At 43.3% G+C, this 19,019-nt stretch carries 19 protein-coding genes; 12 read left to right on the top strand and 7 right to left on the bottom strand.

The genetic code is table 11. From position 1 onward, the window contains the following. Positions 1 to 2 precede the first annotated feature (2 nt). On the top strand, positions 3 to 1,082 hold the full coding sequence (locus tag AAAA78_RS02125) for a hypothetical protein (protein ID WP_340590076.1): 1,080 nt from the start codon (positions 3 to 5) through the stop codon (positions 1,080 to 1,082). Positions 1,083 to 1,109: 27 nt separating this feature from the next. Here the strand turns inward: AAAA78_RS02125 and AAAA78_RS02120 are convergent, their stop codons facing one another. After that, positions 1,110 to 1,949, bottom strand: a complete 840-nt coding sequence (locus tag AAAA78_RS02120; protein ID WP_340590075.1) for an EamA family transporter — start codon at positions 1,947 to 1,949, stop codon at positions 1,110 to 1,112. A 203-nt stretch (positions 1,950 to 2,152) separates the two neighbouring features. On the opposite strand from AAAA78_RS02120, the gene AAAA78_RS02115 reads away from it, so the two are divergent. From AAAA78_RS02115 to AAAA78_RS02095, 5 genes are all read left to right on the top strand, one after another. After that, a complete protein-coding gene (locus tag AAAA78_RS02115; protein ID WP_340590074.1) occupies positions 2,153 to 2,338 on the top strand; it encodes a hypothetical protein in 186 nt (61 codons plus the stop codon). Positions 2,339 to 2,554: 216 nt separating this feature from the next. After that, positions 2,555 to 2,845: a BrnT family toxin gene (locus tag AAAA78_RS02110; protein ID WP_340590073.1), complete on the top strand. Its 291-nt coding sequence runs from the start codon at positions 2,555 to 2,557 to the stop codon at positions 2,843 to 2,845. Beyond that, a complete protein-coding gene (locus AAAA78_RS02105) occupies positions 2,826 to 3,089 on the top strand; it encodes a CopG family antitoxin (protein WP_340590072.1) in 264 nt (87 codons plus the stop codon). The genes AAAA78_RS02110 and AAAA78_RS02105 overlap by 20 nt, the downstream gene beginning before the upstream one ends. Before the next feature lie 194 nt (positions 3,090 to 3,283). Further along, a complete protein-coding gene (locus tag AAAA78_RS02100) occupies positions 3,284 to 3,490 on the top strand; it encodes a hypothetical protein (protein ID WP_340590071.1) in 207 nt (68 codons plus the stop codon). Further along, positions 3,477 to 3,809: a type II toxin-antitoxin system HicB family antitoxin gene (locus AAAA78_RS02095; protein ID WP_340590070.1), complete on the top strand. Its 333-nt coding sequence runs from the start codon at positions 3,477 to 3,479 to the stop codon at positions 3,807 to 3,809. The genes AAAA78_RS02100 and AAAA78_RS02095 overlap by 14 nt, the downstream gene beginning before the upstream one ends. 59 nt (positions 3,810 to 3,868) lie before the next feature. Here the strand turns inward: AAAA78_RS02095 and AAAA78_RS02090 are convergent, their stop codons facing one another. Beyond that, positions 3,869 to 4,957: a hypothetical protein gene (locus tag AAAA78_RS02090; RefSeq protein WP_340590069.1), complete on the bottom strand. Its 1,089-nt coding sequence runs from the start codon at positions 4,955 to 4,957 to the stop codon at positions 3,869 to 3,871. Between the two features lie 522 nt (positions 4,958 to 5,479). Here AAAA78_RS02090 and AAAA78_RS02085 point away from each other — a divergent pair. The 4 genes from AAAA78_RS02085 (at position 5,480) to AAAA78_RS02070 (ending at position 11,762) form a co-directional block, all read left to right on the top strand. Continuing rightward, positions 5,480 to 6,538: an outer membrane beta-barrel protein gene (locus AAAA78_RS02085; RefSeq protein WP_340590068.1), complete on the top strand. Its 1,059-nt coding sequence runs from the start codon at positions 5,480 to 5,482 to the stop codon at positions 6,536 to 6,538. 282 nt (positions 6,539 to 6,820) lie between these two features. Further along, positions 6,821 to 9,427 (top strand): ribonuclease R, encoded by a 2,607-nt coding sequence (gene rnr, locus AAAA78_RS02080; protein ID WP_340590067.1) that lies wholly within the window; start codon positions 6,821 to 6,823, stop codon positions 9,425 to 9,427. 49 nt (positions 9,428 to 9,476) lie between these two features. Further along, a complete protein-coding gene (locus tag AAAA78_RS02075; RefSeq protein ID WP_340593623.1) occupies positions 9,477 to 10,976 on the top strand; it encodes an ABC1 kinase family protein in 1,500 nt (499 codons plus the stop codon). A gap of 15 nt (positions 10,977 to 10,991) precedes the next feature. After that, positions 10,992 to 11,762, top strand: a complete 771-nt coding sequence (locus AAAA78_RS02070) for a LysR family transcriptional regulator (RefSeq protein WP_340590066.1) — start codon at positions 10,992 to 10,994, stop codon at positions 11,760 to 11,762. Between the two features lie 17 nt (positions 11,763 to 11,779). On the opposite strand, the gene AAAA78_RS02065 is transcribed toward AAAA78_RS02070, so the two are convergent. The 4 genes from AAAA78_RS02065 to AAAA78_RS02050 form a co-directional block, all read right to left on the bottom strand. After that, on the bottom strand, positions 11,780 to 12,895 hold the full coding sequence (locus AAAA78_RS02065) for a hypothetical protein (RefSeq protein WP_340590065.1): 1,116 nt from the start codon (positions 12,893 to 12,895) through the stop codon (positions 11,780 to 11,782). A 152-nt stretch (positions 12,896 to 13,047) separates the two neighbouring features. After that, the gene (locus AAAA78_RS02060; RefSeq protein WP_340590064.1) at positions 13,048 to 13,416 is read right to left on the bottom strand and encodes a hypothetical protein; all 369 of its coding nucleotides are present in this window, start codon (positions 13,414 to 13,416) and stop codon (positions 13,048 to 13,050) included. 225 nt (positions 13,417 to 13,641) lie between these two features. Next, complete coding sequence (locus AAAA78_RS02055; RefSeq protein WP_340590063.1) at positions 13,642 to 14,475, bottom strand: flagellin N-terminal helical domain-containing protein; 834 nt, start codon at positions 14,473 to 14,475, stop codon at positions 13,642 to 13,644. A 456-nt stretch (positions 14,476 to 14,931) separates the two neighbouring features. Next, positions 14,932 to 15,780, bottom strand: a complete 849-nt coding sequence (locus tag AAAA78_RS02050; RefSeq protein WP_295901667.1) for a flagellin N-terminal helical domain-containing protein — start codon at positions 15,778 to 15,780, stop codon at positions 14,932 to 14,934. 300 nt (positions 15,781 to 16,080) lie between these two features. Between AAAA78_RS02050 and AAAA78_RS02045 the strand changes: the two genes are divergently transcribed. Beyond that, entirely contained in the window at positions 16,081 to 16,827 is a 747-nt protein-coding gene (locus tag AAAA78_RS02045) for a substrate-binding periplasmic protein (RefSeq protein ID WP_340590062.1), read from the top strand. Between the two features lie 33 nt (positions 16,828 to 16,860). Here the strand turns inward: AAAA78_RS02045 and AAAA78_RS02040 are convergent, their stop codons facing one another. After that, a complete protein-coding gene (locus AAAA78_RS02040; protein ID WP_340593621.1) occupies positions 16,861 to 17,514 on the bottom strand; it encodes a transposase in 654 nt (217 codons plus the stop codon). Positions 17,515 to 17,680: 166 nt separating this feature from the next. Here AAAA78_RS02040 and AAAA78_RS02035 point away from each other — a divergent pair, with 166 nt between their 5' ends. After that, positions 17,681 to 19,000 (top strand): HD domain-containing protein, encoded by a 1,320-nt coding sequence (locus AAAA78_RS02035; RefSeq protein ID WP_340590061.1) that lies wholly within the window; start codon positions 17,681 to 17,683, stop codon positions 18,998 to 19,000. Positions 19,001 to 19,019: the final 19 nt, after the last annotated feature.

The raw sequence follows: 19,019 nt of genomic DNA, 5'->3' as shown, positions 1-19,019 counted from the left end.
TTATGAAACATCTTCTCGCAGGATTGATTCTTTTAATGTCGACACAAGCCTTTGCTTGGGGTGGTCGCGGTCACGATACTATCTGCCGTGTTGCTAGCTTCTTGGTGAAAGAACCGGGTTTAAAAGAGTATCTACAACATAAACCACAGATGATGGGTCACCTGTGCAATATGCCGGATTTTTACTGGAAAAGTCTGGGTGGCGAAGCAAATAAACTTGGCAACCCTGCGCACTTCATCGATATCGAAGTCATCGGTCTTGATGTGAAAGACATTCCTGTTGATTACAAAAAATTGATCGCCGACTACACAGGAAAGCCAAATAAATTTAAAAACGACGGATCCACAATCAAATCCATGCCTCAAGAGTTTGGTTCTTCTTGGTGGAGAGTCGATCAATTCATGCGCATTATCGCAGGTCTTGAAAAAGAATTTGCGCTAGCGACTCCTCCGGCGAATTTTAAAGAAGAACAAAACAACGATCTTCCTTACAACAAGCTGGCTTATCAATTAGTAACTTCCATGGGTTTGATGGGTCACTTCGTAGGTGACAACTGCCAACCATTCCATACAACAGCGGACTATGATGGTTATGCTACAGGACATGGTGGTATCCACGCTTACTTCGAAGATCTCGTTGTTGGTCAGTTCGATGGCGACTTGGATTACTTGGTTTTGAAAGAGGCTCGCGCGATGAAAAAGCCTGAGTTCTTAAAACCAAAAACTCCGATTGAAAAAATGAAAGTTTTAAGTGTGATTTCTAATAAAGAAATTCCGAAAATCTTGAAGCTAGATCCGATTAAAAAGAAATCGACTCTAGTAAAAGAAAAAGGAATGGAAATCAAAACTCCGGCGGAACGTGAACCAGCTTCCGTGGCTTTCAAGAAAATGAAGCCCTACATTGTTACGGAAATGGCTCGTGGAGCGGTCTTGCTGGCAAATCTTTGGGATGAAGCTTACGCAAGCGCTGGCAAACCAAAATTGGGTGCTTACAAGTCTTATAAATATCCATTCACTGTGGACTTTGTAGCTCCAGATTATTTCGATACGACTGAAAAATCGGATAAAGAAGAAAAGAAATAGTTTCTGTTTTCCGCGACGGCTTGCAAATTATTTAGCCGTCGCAGTACTTCCCGCCGAAGCCGCAATGATACAGGCAATAGCTATCCATTGCGGTACGCTCAAAGTCTCTTTAAGCACTAAAATTCCCATCAGGGTTGCCACCGCAGGCTCCATACTCATTAAAATTCCAAAAGTTTTTGTCGGCATATTGCGCATGGCTTTCATCTCTAGCGAATACGGAAGTGCGCTTGAAAGAATGGCGATTCCAAGTCCCATGGGCCAGAGTGAAATGTCTTTGATCTCTGCACTGTTAAAATAAATTCCGCCAGGCAATGCGACTAGTGCCGCGAACCACATGCCCCACGCAGTGACTTGAAGACTGGAGCCGTGCTTCGCCGCCTTCTGCCCGAAGATAATATATAAAGCCCAGAAAAATCCCGCGGCTAATGCGAGAAGAATACCGATCACATCTAGGTGGCTAGCCGACGGAGACACCGGAAGCAGAAGATAAATTCCGATTCCTGCAAGAAGCACCCACAGAATATCCCAGGATTTTTTTGAAGAAAAAAGAGCGACAGCAAGAGGTCCCGTAAATTCCAAAGCCACCGCAATACCGAGCGGGATTCTTTCTAAAGCAAAATAGAAAAGCAGGTTCATGCTTCCCAAGGAAATCCCGTAGGCGGCAAACGACGGAAGACTTTTCCAGGAAATATTATGTTTCCAAATTTTTGCGACTACAGATAAAAGAATCGCCGCCATTGTTACACGTAAAGCAGTTGTTCCCGCTGCCCCAGCTACAGGAAAAAGCTGCTTGGCAATCGATGCCCCAAGTTGAATCGAAAACATTGCAGCCAGGATCAAACCCAAAGAAGACAAGAGAGCACGCACGAAGAAAACTCCTTCATCGAAACTGTTAGAAAGCTGACAGGTGCGCGCGTTGTCGGTCACACGCTGTCACTGCGATCTCACTCTGAGAATCGCCGTTTCTAAGTGCTTGAAAGGTCGTTGAGAGATTCTCAAGATGAACCAACTCGCGTGGCATACTCCTCGCACTAGGGATATGTATACAGCTTGTTACGAAGGAGTTCAAAATGACATTCGCAAAAATCATCACAGCAGCAGTTATCACAATCGCAGCAGCGGCTTCTTTCGGCGCAACTAAATGCGATCACAAAGAATCAGGCGGCCTTTTCGCAAAAACAGCAGCTCCTTCTTCTGTGAAAGTACAAACTGTTAAGACAGCATCGGCTTCTTCTACACACGCCGGCACTCGCTAATTCGTAGAAGAAATTTAAATAGCCCCCAATAAACCCAGGCTCTTCCCCCCAAGGCCTGGGTTTTTCCTTTTTCCGGATATCGTTTTCTAAGGTCCTTCTTCATCTAATTAATACGTCCCTAGGGATCCCCTCAGTCTTGCAACTAAGCACATTATTCAATGTTTTTATGTATTTACGTTTGTATTTACATTTTTAAGGGTTTGGGATAAATTAAATATGAGATTTGAGCTTGAGTTCGACGAAGGAAATAGAAACAAGCTAAGCAAACACGGCTTATCCGCCGCTGATATTGAACGCTTTTTTAAGAACAACCCTGTTTATGCCAACGACGACTCTCACTCTTCGGAAGAACAACGTTACATAGCTTTCGGCAGCTTAGATTCCCGTTTTGTTTTCGTAGCCTTCACTGTTCGTGCTAATAACGGAAGGCTTTTGATAAGACCTATTTCCGCTCGTTATGCTCGACCAAAAGAAATAAGGAAGCTTTATGAAAAAACATTCAAATAAAAAGACGAAACCTACTCAAGACCCCTTGGATCGCGATCTTTCTGGTTTGATTGAGCACGGCAGCTGGAAGTCATTTGATGATATCTATGATTTAGAAATTAAAAAGAAGGACACCACGATTACATTGCGAGTTCCTGCAGAGCTACTTACAGAACTCAAGAAGATCGCCACAAAAGATAAAACGGATTATCAGAAATTGATTAGAAAAGCGCTCATCGAGCTGGTTATCAAAAGAGCTTCCTGATAAAATCAAGGACAAACAGATAGTTTATAAATCCCGTTCAAAAGCGGGATTTTTTTATTCAAAAAGACCCGGAATTCGGACCCGTTTATCCATAAATTTCCAATAGTTACAGTCAGAACCCACCAAAACTTTGCAATAACTTTGAAAAATAATCCAACTTAGTACCATTTTGCAGTACCATGAAAGGAGTTGCATTGAGTTTGAACAATAAGCAACTAACAACACTGAAGATTCTGTTTGAAGATCCAGTGAGGTCGAATATCACTTGGAGCGACATTGAAAGTCTCTTTAGGGCTCTTGGCGGTGAAATCAGCGAAGGAAATGGATCACGTGTCCGTGTGAAACTTAAGTCTGTTCGTCGTTTTTTAAATAATGCAGGAGTTACCCATGATGTCTTATAAAGGATATTTTGCGAGCGTTGAGTTTGATGCCGAGGCAAAAATTTTTCATGGTGAAGTGTTAGGCATTAACGATGTCATAACTTTTCAAGGAACATCGGTAGATGAACTTGAAAAGGAATTACGGATCTCAGTCGAAGACTACCTGGAGTTTTGCGCCAAAGAAGGTAAAAAACCAGAAGTTACTCTGTCTGGAAATTTAAATTTGAGAATGGGACCGGAAAAACACCGCATGGTTAAAGTATTTGCGGATGCTCATCGTATCAGCATCAATGACTATATCAATATCGCCATCGAAGAGAAAATTTCACGAGAAATTTAAAAAATAAAAAAGCCCAGGGGTTGCCTGGGCTTTTTAACTTTCACCTTTTCAGGATCAAATTACTTCGCGATGTCGCCAGTGTATTTGAAACCAACAGTGATAGTGTTGAAAGTAACGTCTTCCAACGCTGCGTTGTCGAAATCGTCTTTCGCAGAAGCGTAAGCGATGTGGTAACGGAAAGCATCTTCAGCTTTTGGCATGTATTCTACGCCAACTGCGAATGCGTTACGTTTGAAGTTGTCGTTGCCAGCAACTTTATCGTTAGACATTTCGTACTTCAAAACTGGAGTCCAGTTGTTGATTTTGTAAGAAGCTTCTACGATTGTAGAGTTTGTCTCGTCTTTGTCACCAGTTGTAGCGTTTTTATCGCTGTTAGCTAGGTATTCAAGATCGATGTTCAAATTTTCCATTGGAGCGATACGGAAACCAGCACCTAGGAAAGTTTGCTCATGACCAGTAGTTACACCAGCAGCAATAGTGTCACCTGCGCCAACAGTGTAGCTCAAGTATGTTTGGAACATTTTTTCAGCAAATGAACCCCAGTAAGCCAAACCCATGTTGTGACGCTTGTCTGTTGATCTAGCGCCAGCTTCGATAGTTTGTGCATTTGTAGAGTTAGTTACTTGGAACTCAAGTTTGTGATCAGCATTGATCGCGTAAGCAGCAGCAACACCTGAAGAGTTTTCTGGAGTTACAACTGAACCAGTTTGACCATCACCGCCAACACCGCCACCAGCAAGTGATGTCAAGTAAGTGTCGCCCATGATAGTTTTACCGTGTTCGTATCCGCCCACGTTAACTTGCAATTTACCAGCTGTGAAAGTCCAGTCACCCATTGGCTTAGCAATAGTCAAGTGATCTACGAACTTATCAACAGTCATAGTTTTAGAAAGAGTACCACCAGCAGATACTTCTGGTGTGAACGCACGAAGATTCCAACCAGAATCGATCACAGCGTCACCAACCATACCAGTTAGGTACAAGCGAGCAACCGCAGGTGTAAATACAGAAGTTCCAGCAACTTCAGCACCTGTGTTGTCATCATAGTTTGGAGTGTTGACATAGTCTGAACGTACAACGAGTTTTACACCCGCGAACGCGTTAGTAGCCGCAACTGTCATAGCTGCCATTACTAAAAGTTTTTTCATTGTTGCATCCTTTCGTTTCGTTGCAATCTTATGATTACTTATAAACTTATTAATCCATTAAAAGCTGTAAGCCATTACATAAAAAATGCTAATGAGGACCTAGTCCAAGATCAACAACAAAAATTTTGGGATCTCTTCATGCCTGCTCAAAACATCACCAATAACTTTCTCAATGTGGTTTCAAGTACACAGGACTTGCTCTTCATTTTGACGTTTCTTTGATGCTCTTTTTTCAAAAATTTTATTTCGACGAAATTCAAACCTGGAGCGGTTTTCATGGCGAATGCTTCACAAGTTTTGAACTTAGTAAACGAGGCCAGTGATGTAATTTGTCTGCAAGTTTTTAGTCTGCTTTTGCGTACAAGTTTGGACATTGACGCGAAATTTCATAATAGAGTCGCCGCACTAGATCATCCTGGATCATGGTCTAGGTTTAGTAATTTTTTACGTTACACGAACTAGACCAAGGTCGTAACCTTAAATCAAATTTAAAAGCTCATTACTTATTTAAAAGGAGTTCACGTGAGTATTTCAAAAATTCTCGCAGCTTTGCTAATCATGGGGACAGCAACTGCGAATGCAGCGGACATCGGCGGAATCACTGTTAATGGTGAGGTGGCCTTTGACTACAATTTTCTTTCATCAAAAGATGCAGCAATTCCCAATACGGAAGGCGCAACAAACGAGGCTTATCGTTTAAATAAAGCACAAGTGCTCCTTAAAAAAGAAACAGAACAAATCTCTTTCTTAGGTCGTCTTGTTCACACACCAACTCAGTACTCTCCAGATGGAGCAGCAACATCCAAAGCTTACTTCGGCGTATTGGATCAAATGGAGTTGTTCTATAAAGTAAATCCACAATTGCAAATCGGTTTCGGTCGTTTCCTTACTACAATGGGATACGAATCATTGATGAGATACGAAAATGCATTCTATAACGATACAATCGCCTATCAAACAATCGTACCTGGTTACGGAGAAGGTTTGCGCGCGAAGTACACTCCTGGTGACTGGTTGACAGCAACTCTTTCGACTTACAATCAATTTACTTATGGAGCCATCGGTGAAGACTATGCTCCAACAAAAACAACAGAGCTTTCTGTCACGGGTGTTTTGGCTGGTAAACTCACATGGTTTGCGGGCTACTTGATTGGAACAGATGCAGCGGTCGCACCAGCAACCGGCAAAAAAGACAATTCAGCTTCCAGCGTTTGGGCTTCTTATAAGTTCATGGACAACCTTATGTTGGCAGTGACTTATGATTCACGCACTTTCAAGTTTGAAAACACTCACACGCATTGGGCGGATTCAGTGAGTGCCGTTCTCACTTATGGTATCGGCATCAACAACTTAGGTCTTCGCTATGAAATGGTTCGTGGCGGAAATGAAATTGGATATGGTGGAGCAGCTGACAAAGTGAATGCTCTTTCAGTCACTGACAAAATTGTCTTGAATGACAATTTGAATCTTTATGCTGAATTCCGTATGGATCACTCTGACGCCGATTCATTCTTAGATAAAGATGGCGCACCGACGGCTGACGCGCAGATGGTGACTTTGGGTGCTCTTGCCCACTTCTAAAAGAATCTGACAGAATAAAAATACAAAAAGGCTGACCAAGAGGTCGGCCTTTTTATTTAGAACTTGCGAATTTACGGTTTTTGCATAAGAATCTGCGTATCACCCACGGTTCGTGGGCATTATCAATAAACGCATTGCGTGTCTTGTACTCATCGTCTTACGAATTGTCCCTGACATTTTAGGTCCTGCGCCAAATTGCATATCAAATAATGTGCTTTTCCACCACTTAAGTTGTGCTAATCTAAAGATGCGTTCTCTATATAAAGGAAATACAACCTGAAGATGCAAAAAAAGAAACTCCTCAACGGCACAATCAAAAGACACCCGGACGGATTTGGTTTTTTTATCCCTGACGATATCGGACACCCTGACGTATACATTCCCCGCAATTCAATGGAAGGCATCATGACAAATGATAAAGTCGTGATTGAAGCTTTTCCGGAAAAAGGGACCGAACGTTTTCGCGGAGAAATCGTCCGTATTCTTTCTCGCGGGACTAAAACTGTTGTCGGCCGTTTTTACAAAATGAATGAAAGAGTCGGCGCCATCCGCGATGAAGGCAAAGGCTGGGGGCAAGATCTTAAGATCAAGCTTGAAGACTCTTTGAATGCCAAAGACAAAGAACTTGTTGCGGCTGAAATTCTCACTTACCCCGACGAAGGAAAATCTTTCACGGGAAAAGTTACCGAAATCATCGGTGATGCTTTAGATCCTCTTACAGATATTAAAAGAGTGATCCGTTCTAACAACATTCCTTTGGAATTTTCGAAAGAGACTTTAGAAGAAGCCAAACATTTTAATGAAGTTCCTGACGAAAAGGACTTTAAAGGCCGTCGCGATCTTCGTGATAAAAACCTAATCACGATCGACGGTGCGACAGCGAAAGACTTTGACGACGCCGTTTACGTTGAAGTGACAGAGGAAGGATTTCTTCTTTACGTCGCTATTGCTGACGTCAGCCACTATGTTCGCATTGGCAGCGCGATTGATAAAGACGCTTACGAACGCGGAACTTCGGTTTACTTCCCGAACTATGTTGTCCCAATGCTACCGGAAATTCTTAGTAACGGACTTTGTTCTTTAAATCCTCATGTTCCACGCCTATGCCTTGTTGCTGAAATGCTTTTTGATTTCACGGGCGAAATGAAACGCTCCGACTTCTATGAAGCTGTGATGGAAAGCAAAGCGCGTGTGACTTACGGTGAAGCGCAAGAAATCATCGATGGCAACGAAGTTAAAAAACACAGCCACGTTAAAGAAAATATTCTGCGCCTTTCAGATCTTGCAAAAATCTTGATGGCGAAACGCTTTAAAGAAGGCTCACTGGATCTTGAAATTCCTGAAACGGAACTTGTGATTGATGGCGCAGGTGTTCCTGTCGACATCCAACGCTCTGAGCGTCTCTTTTCACATCGCTTGATTGAAGAGATGATGTTGGCAGCCAACGTGGGCGTGGCGAAGTTTCTTTCAAGCCGCAATATTCCGGCTTTGTATCGTATTCATGAACCGCCGAATGAAATGGCCATTCGTGTTTTAGAAAAATATCTTGCGAACTTTGGAAGTAAAACAAAGTTAGGACAAGGCAAACTGCAAAAGCGCCTTACAAAAGCGTTGGAAGAGTTTGAAAACCGTCCTGAAGCGCAGATTCTTCATATCCTGACGTTACGCTCGATGAGCCAAGCCAAATACAGCATGAACAACGTCGGTCACTTTGGATTGGGATTTGAGTTCTATACTCACTTCACTTCTCCGATCCGTCGTTATCCTGATTTGATCGTGCACAGACTTCTTAAAAATCAAGTGATGCCAAATTCTGGTTATCGTTTGATGAGTGAAGATGATTTATCCACAGCAGGAACGATTCTTTCTGCGGCTGAACAACGCTCAACAAAAGCAGAACGCCAAGTGCAATCGATTAAAAAAGCCCGCTTTATGGAAAAATTTGTGGGTCAAGAATTCGACGGCATGATCAGCTCTGTGGCTAAATTCGGTGTCTTTGTTCTTTTAAGAGAATACGACGTCGATGGACTTGTACGCTTGGATGATCTTGGTGGCGAACGTTTTGAATATGACGAAGAAAACTTGCGCCTTGTCGCCAAGAGATCCGGATTTGCTTACGCCATCGGCGATAAGATTCGTATTCAAGTAGCCGCAGCCGATCCGGAATTAGGCCAAATCAACTTCGTTCTTGCAGGACTTGAAAAAGAAGAATCCGATGAAGAAAGAACTTCGGCGCAAGCCACGGCAGAGTCTTTTCTTAAGAAGCTGCATGGCCAACAAAAAGAAAGATCCGGTCGTCCCGTTCGTCGTGATGAACGCGACGAAAGAAGAGATCACGGTCGAGATAAACGCCGTGGCGAAAGAGACGACCGTCGCGAAGAGCGCGGGGCTTTCACCAAAGGTGGCGGACGCAAAGATTCCCGTCAGGAGTTTATTAAGAAATCCAAAGACCGCGAAGAAGAACGTCCGTTTAAAAAAGGTCAGAAATCAAAATTCTTTGGAGATTCTCGTAAAGACGAACAAGGTCAGCGCGAAAAAATCCATAAAATTGAAAAACAGTATGGCTTTAAACCGGGCGCTCGGGACGACGATGAAAAGAGAGGACCGGATCAGAGCCTTTTGAACATGATCCTTGGTCCAGAGAAATACAGAAAGTCGGAAGAGGAAACCCCTTCTAAAGACAAGCCCAAGCTCAGTAAAAAATTGATGTTTGCCGAACAATCTAAACTTCGTGATAATGACGATTATTCGGAGAAGAATAGTGACAGCCTTAAACACCGGACGCCAGATCGGAAAGACTCTAAAAAACGCGGCAAGACTGCGAACGATCGTGGGGGTGTTCGCAAAGCACGGCTTTCATCAAGTCGCGGAAAAGGTAAAACTCGGTAAATTCCTTATAGAAAGACTCAACACAAACTCGGACATCGAATCTCTTTCGATGCCCGAGCGCATGCGTATGAGTTTTGAAGAACTCGGACCTACTTTCGTTAAGCTTGGACAACTTCTCGCCACTCGCCCCGACTTGGTTCCCGAAGAATACGTCAATGAATTTGAAAAACTGCACGACCGTGTTCAATCGCTTTCCTTTGAAATCATTGAAGGAGTTCTTAAAGAAGAATTCGGCAATGCTCTTTATCAAAAATTTGAAAGCATTGATCCTGAACCTTTGGGATCTGCCAGCATCGCGCAAGTACACAGAGCTCGCCTGACTACGGGTGAACATGTCGTCATCAAAGTTCAACGTCCTGGAATCATTCAAAAGATCAATGATGATCTTAACGTTCTTTATTTGTTGGCAGAACTGATAGTTACCTACATCCCTGAAGCTCGCCCGTACAATCCTGTAGGAATTGTGGATGAGTATTTTAGAACGCTGGAGTTTGAAACGAACTTCGTCGTTGAAGCTAACAACATTCGCCGCTTCCAAGAAAACTTCAAAGGCCACGAAGATATTAAAATTCCTAAAGTGTACTTGGAGCATACCACGGAACGAGTTCTTGTGATGGAAGCTCTTCCAGGAATTCCATTAAGCCAAGAGGGTGCGCTTCTTCAGGAAAACATTGATCCTAACGAAGTCATTCGTAAGGGCTTGCGTGCTTACCTAAAAATGGTGTTTGAAGACGGTCTTTTCCACGGTGATTTGCACGCGGGGAATTTTTTCGTTCTTCCACAAAATCAAATTGGTTTGATTGATTTCGGTGTCGTGGGACGACTCAATACCCGTACCCAGGCCGCTATCGCTAACATGCTTTTAGCTCTTTCAAAAGAAGACTATGAACGCTTGGCTTATGAGTATGTGGATCTAGCTCCATTCACAGACCGCGTGAACATTGATATTTTCGCTAAAGATCTACGTGAATTGATCGCGCCTTACTTTGGTTTGACTCTTAGAAATGTCAATTTGGGTAAAATCCTGATGAAGTCTTCAGGAATTGCGGCTCGCCATCATTTGCAAGTGCCGACGGATCTGATGCTCTTCTTTAAATCAATTGTTTCTATTGAGGGCATGGGTCGAAAAATTAATAAAGACTTCGACTTCCTTCACTACTCTTTGGAGTTTGCTGGCGAACTAGCGAAAACTCAGTATGGTCCACAAAGAGTCATGAACGATATGACTCAAATGGCGCGGGAATCAAAAGCGTTTTTAAATTCTTTGCCTCGCCAGTTGAATTTCTTTTTACGCAAGATCAACAGTCCTGATCACGCTTTCCGCCTAAAGGTGGGAGAAATCAAAGAATTAAAAAGATCCGTAGAAAGCTCTTCGAATTTATTATTCTTAGGCTTGATTATCGGAGCCCTGATTTTAAGTTCGTCCTTCATCTTTGTACACAACACAGAAAGCCACATCGCCGGGATGCCAACTATGAGCTTTATTGGATACTTAATAGCCATAGTCCTCGGTATGATTGCTTTCTTGAACTACATTCGTAAACCTTAATGTGGAGACAGCAGCATGCAACAACTTTATTATGAACTGAGTGTCTTGGCGAAATCAGTGAACTTTAAAAATCTCTCTGCCGCTGCTTTGCATGTGGGTTTAAGCCAGCCTCAATTGTCTCGCATTATTGCTAAGATCGAAGATGAGTTAAAAATCGTTCTTCTGGATCGCTCAGCAAAAAGAAAATCCGGATGGACGGCAGTAGCTTTTCAACTTTCAGAGATCTTTGAAAAATCCATTCGTCGTCTGGAAACGGAACTTCAGGGTATCAGCAACAACCAGATGGTGGGCGAACTGCATATTGGAACTCTTGAAGGAATGGCGGATTTTGCTTTAAATACGTCTCGTCTTTGTTTTGAAGAGGTAGGCGTTAAAAAAATCACTCTTGATATTTTCGACCTTAACGAACTGGAGGCAAATTTCCTTTCAGGAAACTTGGACCTTATCTTCACTTCCAAAACCCCGGGACGTCAGAAGTTTAAATACTTAAGTGAACTCGGATTTCAAAAATTGGAAAAAATTGAATCTTCAAAAAACTTTGCCGTTTTAAGTTCGTTCGAATACGGTCGCGCAAATAAAAAAGAACTGGAAGCCTACCCTCATCTTTTTGTTTCAAACTCGTTGGCAATGCGCCGAGCTTGGTTTGATAAACACGGTGGCACAGGTCACTTACCGACCGAAGCCAAAAAGGGCCGCGCAAAAGATGCGGAACCTGTGATGATGATTGGTTCTGAATTACTGAGCCCCGTTCTTTGGGAAAATATCACTTCAGCTATTGAAGAATGATAATAAGAAGCGGCGATTTATTTCGCCGCTTTTTGATTAAGCATGTCTGCGACTTCCGCAGATTCATTGATCACGCGTTGGCTTATCGCCAAATTCTTACCGAAATAACCTAAGCCACGAATCATTTGTGTGTTCCAAAGCTCAGGACTCACGTTTTTGAGATCATACTTTGAGTTTTTATAAATCTCTGCATTCCAGAGCTGATCAGCTTTTAACTCAGGACGCTTGTTTAAAACCCATTGAATTGCGGGTTGAGCCACGTGACAGCTTACACAGTCCATATTTTCAGGATTAAAGTTTTTAGGATTTTCGATACGGAAAGCCGCTTTCACTTCTTGGCGAATAAGATCTTCTGTTCCCTCGCCCAGTCGAACAGATTCCGCAGCGATATTATTGAATGTGTCATCGCCTTTGGGAGTCGGAGAAATTCCTCCGCCCGCAAATTGTTCTGCAGGAACCGCAACATTGATGAAGGCTTGAGAAAGTTTTCCATTCAAACGCGGAACCGGAATCATTTCTAAATCGTCACCGCGAACCTCAAAGCCTGCAAAAGCCCACATGTCACCCGCGCCACGCAAAACCATCGCTGTCACACGAGTCATATTGCCGACACCGGCGTATTTTTTTAGAATGTTGTGAAAATCCGCCAGAGCAGGACTGCGATCTCCCTCTTTGGCCCAAGCGGGATGAACTTGCAAAGGAACAAAATCAGTTTTCACTGCGTATTTCTTTTTCCAAGTTTCAATATCGTTAAGCAAAGAATCAAACTCGGCATCTGTCAAAACATAGAAACTATGAAGAGCGGCATCCACTGTTTGAACTTGATTGCGGCGGCCCATTTCAATCGGTTGCCACACCAAACGAATTTGCTTTTGGCAAGATTGAGGTGTCGGCAAAGGAAAACAAGGATCAATACGCACAGCCATCACACGCAATGCTGCTGCTGTTTCTTCGCGATTCATTCCAAAAGCAAGAACAGGAATCTTTGCCACGAAAGACGGAGGTAAAAGAGCGCCACCTTTTCCTGGAGCCTCAAGTCCCAAAAGCTGGTCATTGCCCACGCTTGCAGGCAAAGGCATCAAGTAAGAGACATCATTCAGATCCCAAGCCGCTTGTGCCTTCAGGGACATCATACAAAGAAGAATCGCAATTAATTTCATACTCTGTAGGTGCCCGGGGGTTCGCGCTATTTCAACAAGATTCGTATTACTCTGAGCAGCAAGGTGGCTAAATGAAAAGAGAATGAAAAAGGCCGCTCGTTTGGCGGCCTTTTTCAGTGTTCGATTTATTTTACACGCTTACAGACAAGCGTTTCAGATTTCTTAGTCTCTTTATTATAAAGAGTGCCTTGGCGAGTGCCGTTAGGGCCAGGAGATGTTGTGAAGTTAATCGTGAAAGTGATCTTCTTACCAACATAAGTCACTGGAGCACCCATGCGACCTTCTGCGCGTACCAAACGAGCCAAGTGATTTTCAGAAGATGTGACACCTTCTTCTTCGCGGTCGATTTGGATCATCGGAATACCGGTGAAACCGCCTTCAGAAACAGTCAAAGCAACACCGTTGCCTTTACATTTAATAACTGGAACATATTGATCGTTTGCTTGAGCAGACACAGACAGCAAAAGAGCTGCCGCCATAATCATGTTTTTCATGGAGACTCCTTAAAGTCGTTATTCGTATTTAGAACGCGAACTTTATACTCCTAAGAGGGCAAATCTCCAAATTGCCAGATTGTAAGATTGAATATTTTCGCGGAAACTCGTGGACAGGCGTTAAAGCAGAATCCTTCACGCAAGAGATATCCAAGTTTTAGACAGGTTTGTAAAAAAAGAAAGGGCCACCCCTTATTCAGGAGCAACCCTTTTAAGAAAAACGGATTAACCTAAGAGTTTCAAAGCCAGCTGTTGTGACTGGTTGGCTTGACCTAGAACCGAGATCCCCGCTTGCAACAAGATGTTATTTCTTGTCATTTCGGAAGTCTCTGCCGCGACGTCTGTGTCTCTGATTCGAGAGTTCGCTGCCGACAAGTTTTCATCTGCGATCAACAAGTTATTTGATGTTGATACTAGACGATTTTGTAGGGCACCGAAGTTCGCGCGAATCGCGTTCACCGATGTCATGGCCTGGTCAATCACATCCAAGCTCAGTTGCGCGCCTTCTTTTGTTGAGACAGATTCTGCCGTCAAACCCAAAGCATCCACTGAAGCATTTGCCGCACCAGAATTAAAACTGATTCTGTCACGGAAAGGGTCGTTGTTTGTTCCGACCTGGATATCAATCATTCCACCAGTACCGTTGAGCAATTCGTAACCGTTAAACTCTGTGGCTTCAGTAATACGCTGAATCTCGGACTTCAACTGTTGATACTCAACATCCAAAAACTTTCTTTCTGTTCCACCAATCGTGTCAGAAGACGCCTGTACACCCAATTCTCTTAAACGAATGAGCATGTTTGAAACTTCATTCAAGCTACCCTCTGCGACTTGCACTAAAGAAATACCGTCGTTGGCATTTCTGTTGGCTTGTCTCAAACCTCTGATTTGTCCTTTGAGGTTCTCACTGATCGCAAGGCCAGCGGCGTCGTCTGCTGCCTGATTGATTCTGAATCCAGAAGCCAATCTTGCCATTGATCTGTTCGCATTGATCTGTGTCATGTACAGATTCTTTTGCGCATTCAATGCCGACACGTTTGTACCGATTCTTAATCCCATTCTATCCTCCCTGCATAATCCTCTTCCTCCTTGAAAAAATGCCATCCATTGGCTTAAGGCGCGATCCGTGCACCTGCTAAATTAATATTCGGAACTTGCGATACAAGGTTCCACCTAACTTTTCGGAAAAAAATATGAGTGACTCGAGTCCAGATTTTTTGTTTTGTTTTTATTTTTCAGGAAAATTTTTTTGAAAATCGCGCGCGAAGAATTTGCGCAAAAATGATGAAGGAAAAAATCCTTCCACGAAAAATGAGGCCGCCGCATTGGCGGCCTCGTCGCAGGAAACAGATCAAATTGTCAGCTCTAAACAGAGCTTCGGGGTCATGTACACTCGGAATTATCTCGATGGATAATTCTCTTGAGGGTGATCTTGATCATTGAAGATAAGATCGGGAACCGTTCTTTCGTTAAGGTTAGAGTCATACTCCGGCATCCTTACCGGAGTACATCAGATTAACCTTGGAAAGATTTGTTCAAGAGTCCAAGTGCTACGTTAGCTTGTTGGTTTGCTTGTGCTAGGACGCTAGTACCTGCTTGCAACAAGATATTATTTCTAGTCATTTCAGACGTCTCTTCAGCTACGTCCACATCTCTGATACGAGAGTTCGCGGCTGACATATTCTCAACGGAAACTTGAATGTTCGATACCGTTGATTGAAGACGATTTTGAATCGCACCGAAGTCGGCTCTCATCGCAGAGACACTCACGATCGCTTGGTCGATAGCTGCTAGCGCATTTTGTGCGGAAGCTTTATCGGCTACTGACGTCAAGTTCACGCCAAGGGCTGCGGAGTTCGCATCTGCTTTAGATGCATCGAAAGAGATACGGTCGATTTCAGGATTATTTCTAGTACCAACTTGGAAATCCAAGATGGAGCCCACACCTGCCAGCAACTGAGTTCCGTTGAACTCTGTGCCTTCGGAGATACGGTCAATCTCTGATACAAGCTGATCGTATTCCACATTGAGGAACTGACGTTCGGTCGGTCCAACAGTGTCAGAAGCGGCTTGTACAGACAACTCTCTGAGACGAATTAAGATCGAAGAGATCTCATTCATCGAACCCTCGGCGACTTGCACGAGAGAGATACCGTCTTGAGCATTTCGTGATGCTTGTTTAAGACCGCGAACTTGAGCTTTTAAATTCTCAGAGATCGCGAGGCCGGCAGCATCGTCACCAGCGCGGTTGATTCGGAATCCTGATGCAAGCTTTTCCATGCTCTTATCAAGACCGATCTTCGTTCCCCAGAGAACTCTCTGAGCATTCAACGAAGCTGTGTTCGTGTTAATACGCAAACCCATAATTCCTCCTCCTTGAAGATTTGCAGAGTTTCTATCCTTGAAACTCTGTGCACCTACCTTGGTGCGAATGGGCGATTCATTCTTACCTTACTGATCGGAGCCTTCAGAAATTCCTAAAGTGATACGTCTCATTTTTTTACAGATCTGGTCCTTGGTCCAATAAATTGCAGCTCAGATTGGCCACAGTTAATTACATGTAAACCTTTGATTTTGTAACACTTTTTCTTATTTTTCGGTGACTCTATAAGAAGACGAAATTAGTGTTCAAGCTTCAAAAACTTGAAACGGAGATCAGAGCGAATGTGGCGCGTGTTTTTGATATTCAGCTCTACCCTGTTCATTGCTAACGCTGTTTTAGCAAGAGAAATGCATTTTGTGACTTACGAAGCGCCTCCCTTCGTCAGTGAATCTTTGCCAGAGCAAGGTGCTGCTATTTATGCCCTTCGACAGATGTTAAAAAAAGGCGACTGCGAATTGAAGATCACCTTTGCTCCTTTCTTGCGGGGAAGAAAATTAGCAATGAAAGATGAAAGCGTTATTGGATTTTTTCCAGTGACCCAAGTCAACGTCACTCCAGAGTTCACAATGTCCAAAGTGGTTTACCAAACGCCATGGGTCTTTGCAGAGAGAAAAGACAACCCTATTCTCTGGAAAAAACCCGAAGACATTCTTCCCTATAAAATAGGAAATGCGAGCGGCTATGAAATGGCCGTTTCTTTTCAACGCCTGCACAAAGAGAAAAAACTAAAACTGGAGCCGGCCTCCACTGACGAACTGAATCTTTTAAAACTTGCCAACAAACGAGTGGATTTGGTTTTCATCGACGCCGGAATATTCGCCTATCTGCTTAAGACCAGTGAAAAGCTGAAACCTTATCAGAACCAGTTACAGCTTAACTCCAAAGTCATTCATATGGATCAATACGGAGTCGCCTTTAAGAAAACTCCACGGGCCATTAAAGAAATGGAGAATTTCAACAAGCTCGCCTCCGAAGAAGAATTCACCCGCCACGTAGAGGCCTATTTTAAAAAATATCCAGGGCCTTAGGAGGTACGCCGTACCTATTTGAATTGCGCCGCACTAAACAACTGTATTTTCAAGATAATGCACTCTTGCCGTTTGTGGATCTCTGGAGAACCCGAATTCTCTCCTCTTCAGCGCCTTAAAAATAGCTTCGCGATCTTCATTTTCGTATTCATTATTCAGCCATGACAATTGCGCTGTTGGGCTCTGAATTAAATTTAAGTTGTCGTACACGGGTATATACAAATAGTCGATCCCCAATAAGCCGGGCAAAGAACTATACTTATAATCTTCAACTCTTCTACAAATGCCCGCGTGGACCGGATTTCGATAAACATATTTATAGGCATGTTGATAGTGAACGGAGTTCTTAATTACAGACCAATGGTAGGGACCTCCAAACACTTGATTGATTCGCCCGGTCTCCTCTCCGATTCTTTTACTGACCTCTCTAAGAAGATAGTTCATGACCTGATCCAGGTTTCCCTCGGGAGTCGAAATGAGCATATGAAAATGATTGTTCATTAAAACAAATGAATGAATTCTTACGTCATAAGCCCGCCAGACAAAATGAAGATAATCTGCAAATATGCCCCATACAGTTTCTAAAGGAACTCCAAACCATTCTTTATTAGAGGTTCGAGCGGTTACATGATAAGGATATTCATTGGTCGGATAGAATTTTTTTCTCGGCATATAATGCCAGACCATCAATATCTAGTCCCAAGCTATCTTCCAAATCCTATGCGTAGGAGGCCTTTCTCGGTCCGAAGTACGCCCCTTGACATATTCTCTCGATAAATGAATATGTTAGTTGAAATAAGCTTATGTTGCGCCGCAATTCAAAAAGGTACGGCGTACCTCCGAGGAGTGTTCAATGGAGATTCGGGATCCTGTTCACGGTTCGATTTATTATTCTGATCAAGAGGTTGCCGTCCTGGATACCGCTGAATATCAACGTCTGCGTGCGATTAAGCAGCTTGGCTATGCGGAGTTTAGCTTTCCTGGAGCTACTCACAATCGCTACATCCATTCTGTGGGTGTTGGGCATCTGGCTGGTGAAACCTTCGATGCGATCTTTCGCGTTTATCCGTTTTCAAAACCTTCTGTAAAGACACGTTTTCGTCAGGTTCTTCGTTTAGGTGCGCTTTTGCACGACGTAGGTCATGGGCCTTTAAGTCATACGACCGAGCAAGTGATGCCACATCTTTCGGAGCTCAATATCAAACTTTACAAAGAGCAAGAGCAATACGGTGACGAAGCTCACACAGTCATGAATCACAATCGCCGTGCGAATCACGAAGACTACACAATCAAATACGTTACCGATTCTCAAATTGCTGAGACAATTCGTCAGCAATTTCCAGAAATCCAACCGATTCACGTCGCTTGTTTGATTGATAAGGCTTTGCACTGCCCGGATGATTTCTTCATCGATAACGGTGTGGACTTTAGACCGATCTTAAGCCAGCTGGTTTCCAGTGAACTGGATGTCGATCGCATGGACTATCTAGAGCGTGACAGTTATTTCTGCGGAACGAACTACGGCAAGATCGATCTTGCATGGTTGGTGCAAAATCTCACGTTTTATCGTCGCGAAAACAAAATGTATCTGGCTTTGAATCGCCGTGCCCTTTACTCTTTCGACGATTTTTTGATTTCACGCCACCACATGCACTTGATGGTGTACTGCCATCATAAAAGCATTATCTATGAAGAGATGCTCACTCGTTATTTGACGTCTCCTGATTGTACATTCGTTTTGCCAGGCGATATCAATGAATATACTCGCTACAACGACTATCGCTTGCACGAACACTTGATGGGCGCTGAAAATCCTTGGGCGCAAAGAATTGCGCAAAGAAAACCATTTAAAGTTTTAATCGAGCAGCACAACACAGCAGAATCTGAACGACCTGAAATGATTAAAAAGGCCTTGGAAGCTGAAGGTCTTGAAGTGATTCGCACAAGTTCTAAAGCGCGTTTGTCGAAATATCACACGGCTTCTCCGGAAGAACGTGCCCTGCAAATTTACGTTGTTGATCAATACGATCGTTGGGCGCAACCGGCTCCGATCAATCAAACGACAGAGATCTTCCAACGCTATGAAGGCGCTCGTATCATCGACCGTATTTATGTAGCGCCAGAGAATATTGCAAAAGCAGATGCGATTTTAAAAGGACTGAAGCTCTCTTAAAAAGAGCTTCAGTTTTAAG

This window comes from Bdellovibrio sp. BCCA, assembly GCF_037996825.1.
Classification (GTDB): Bacteria; Bdellovibrionota; Bdellovibrionia; order Bdellovibrionales; family Bdellovibrionaceae; genus Bdellovibrio.
The sequence above is the reverse complement of the archived record's forward strand: the minus strand, read 5'-3'. Positions and strand labels throughout refer to the sequence as shown.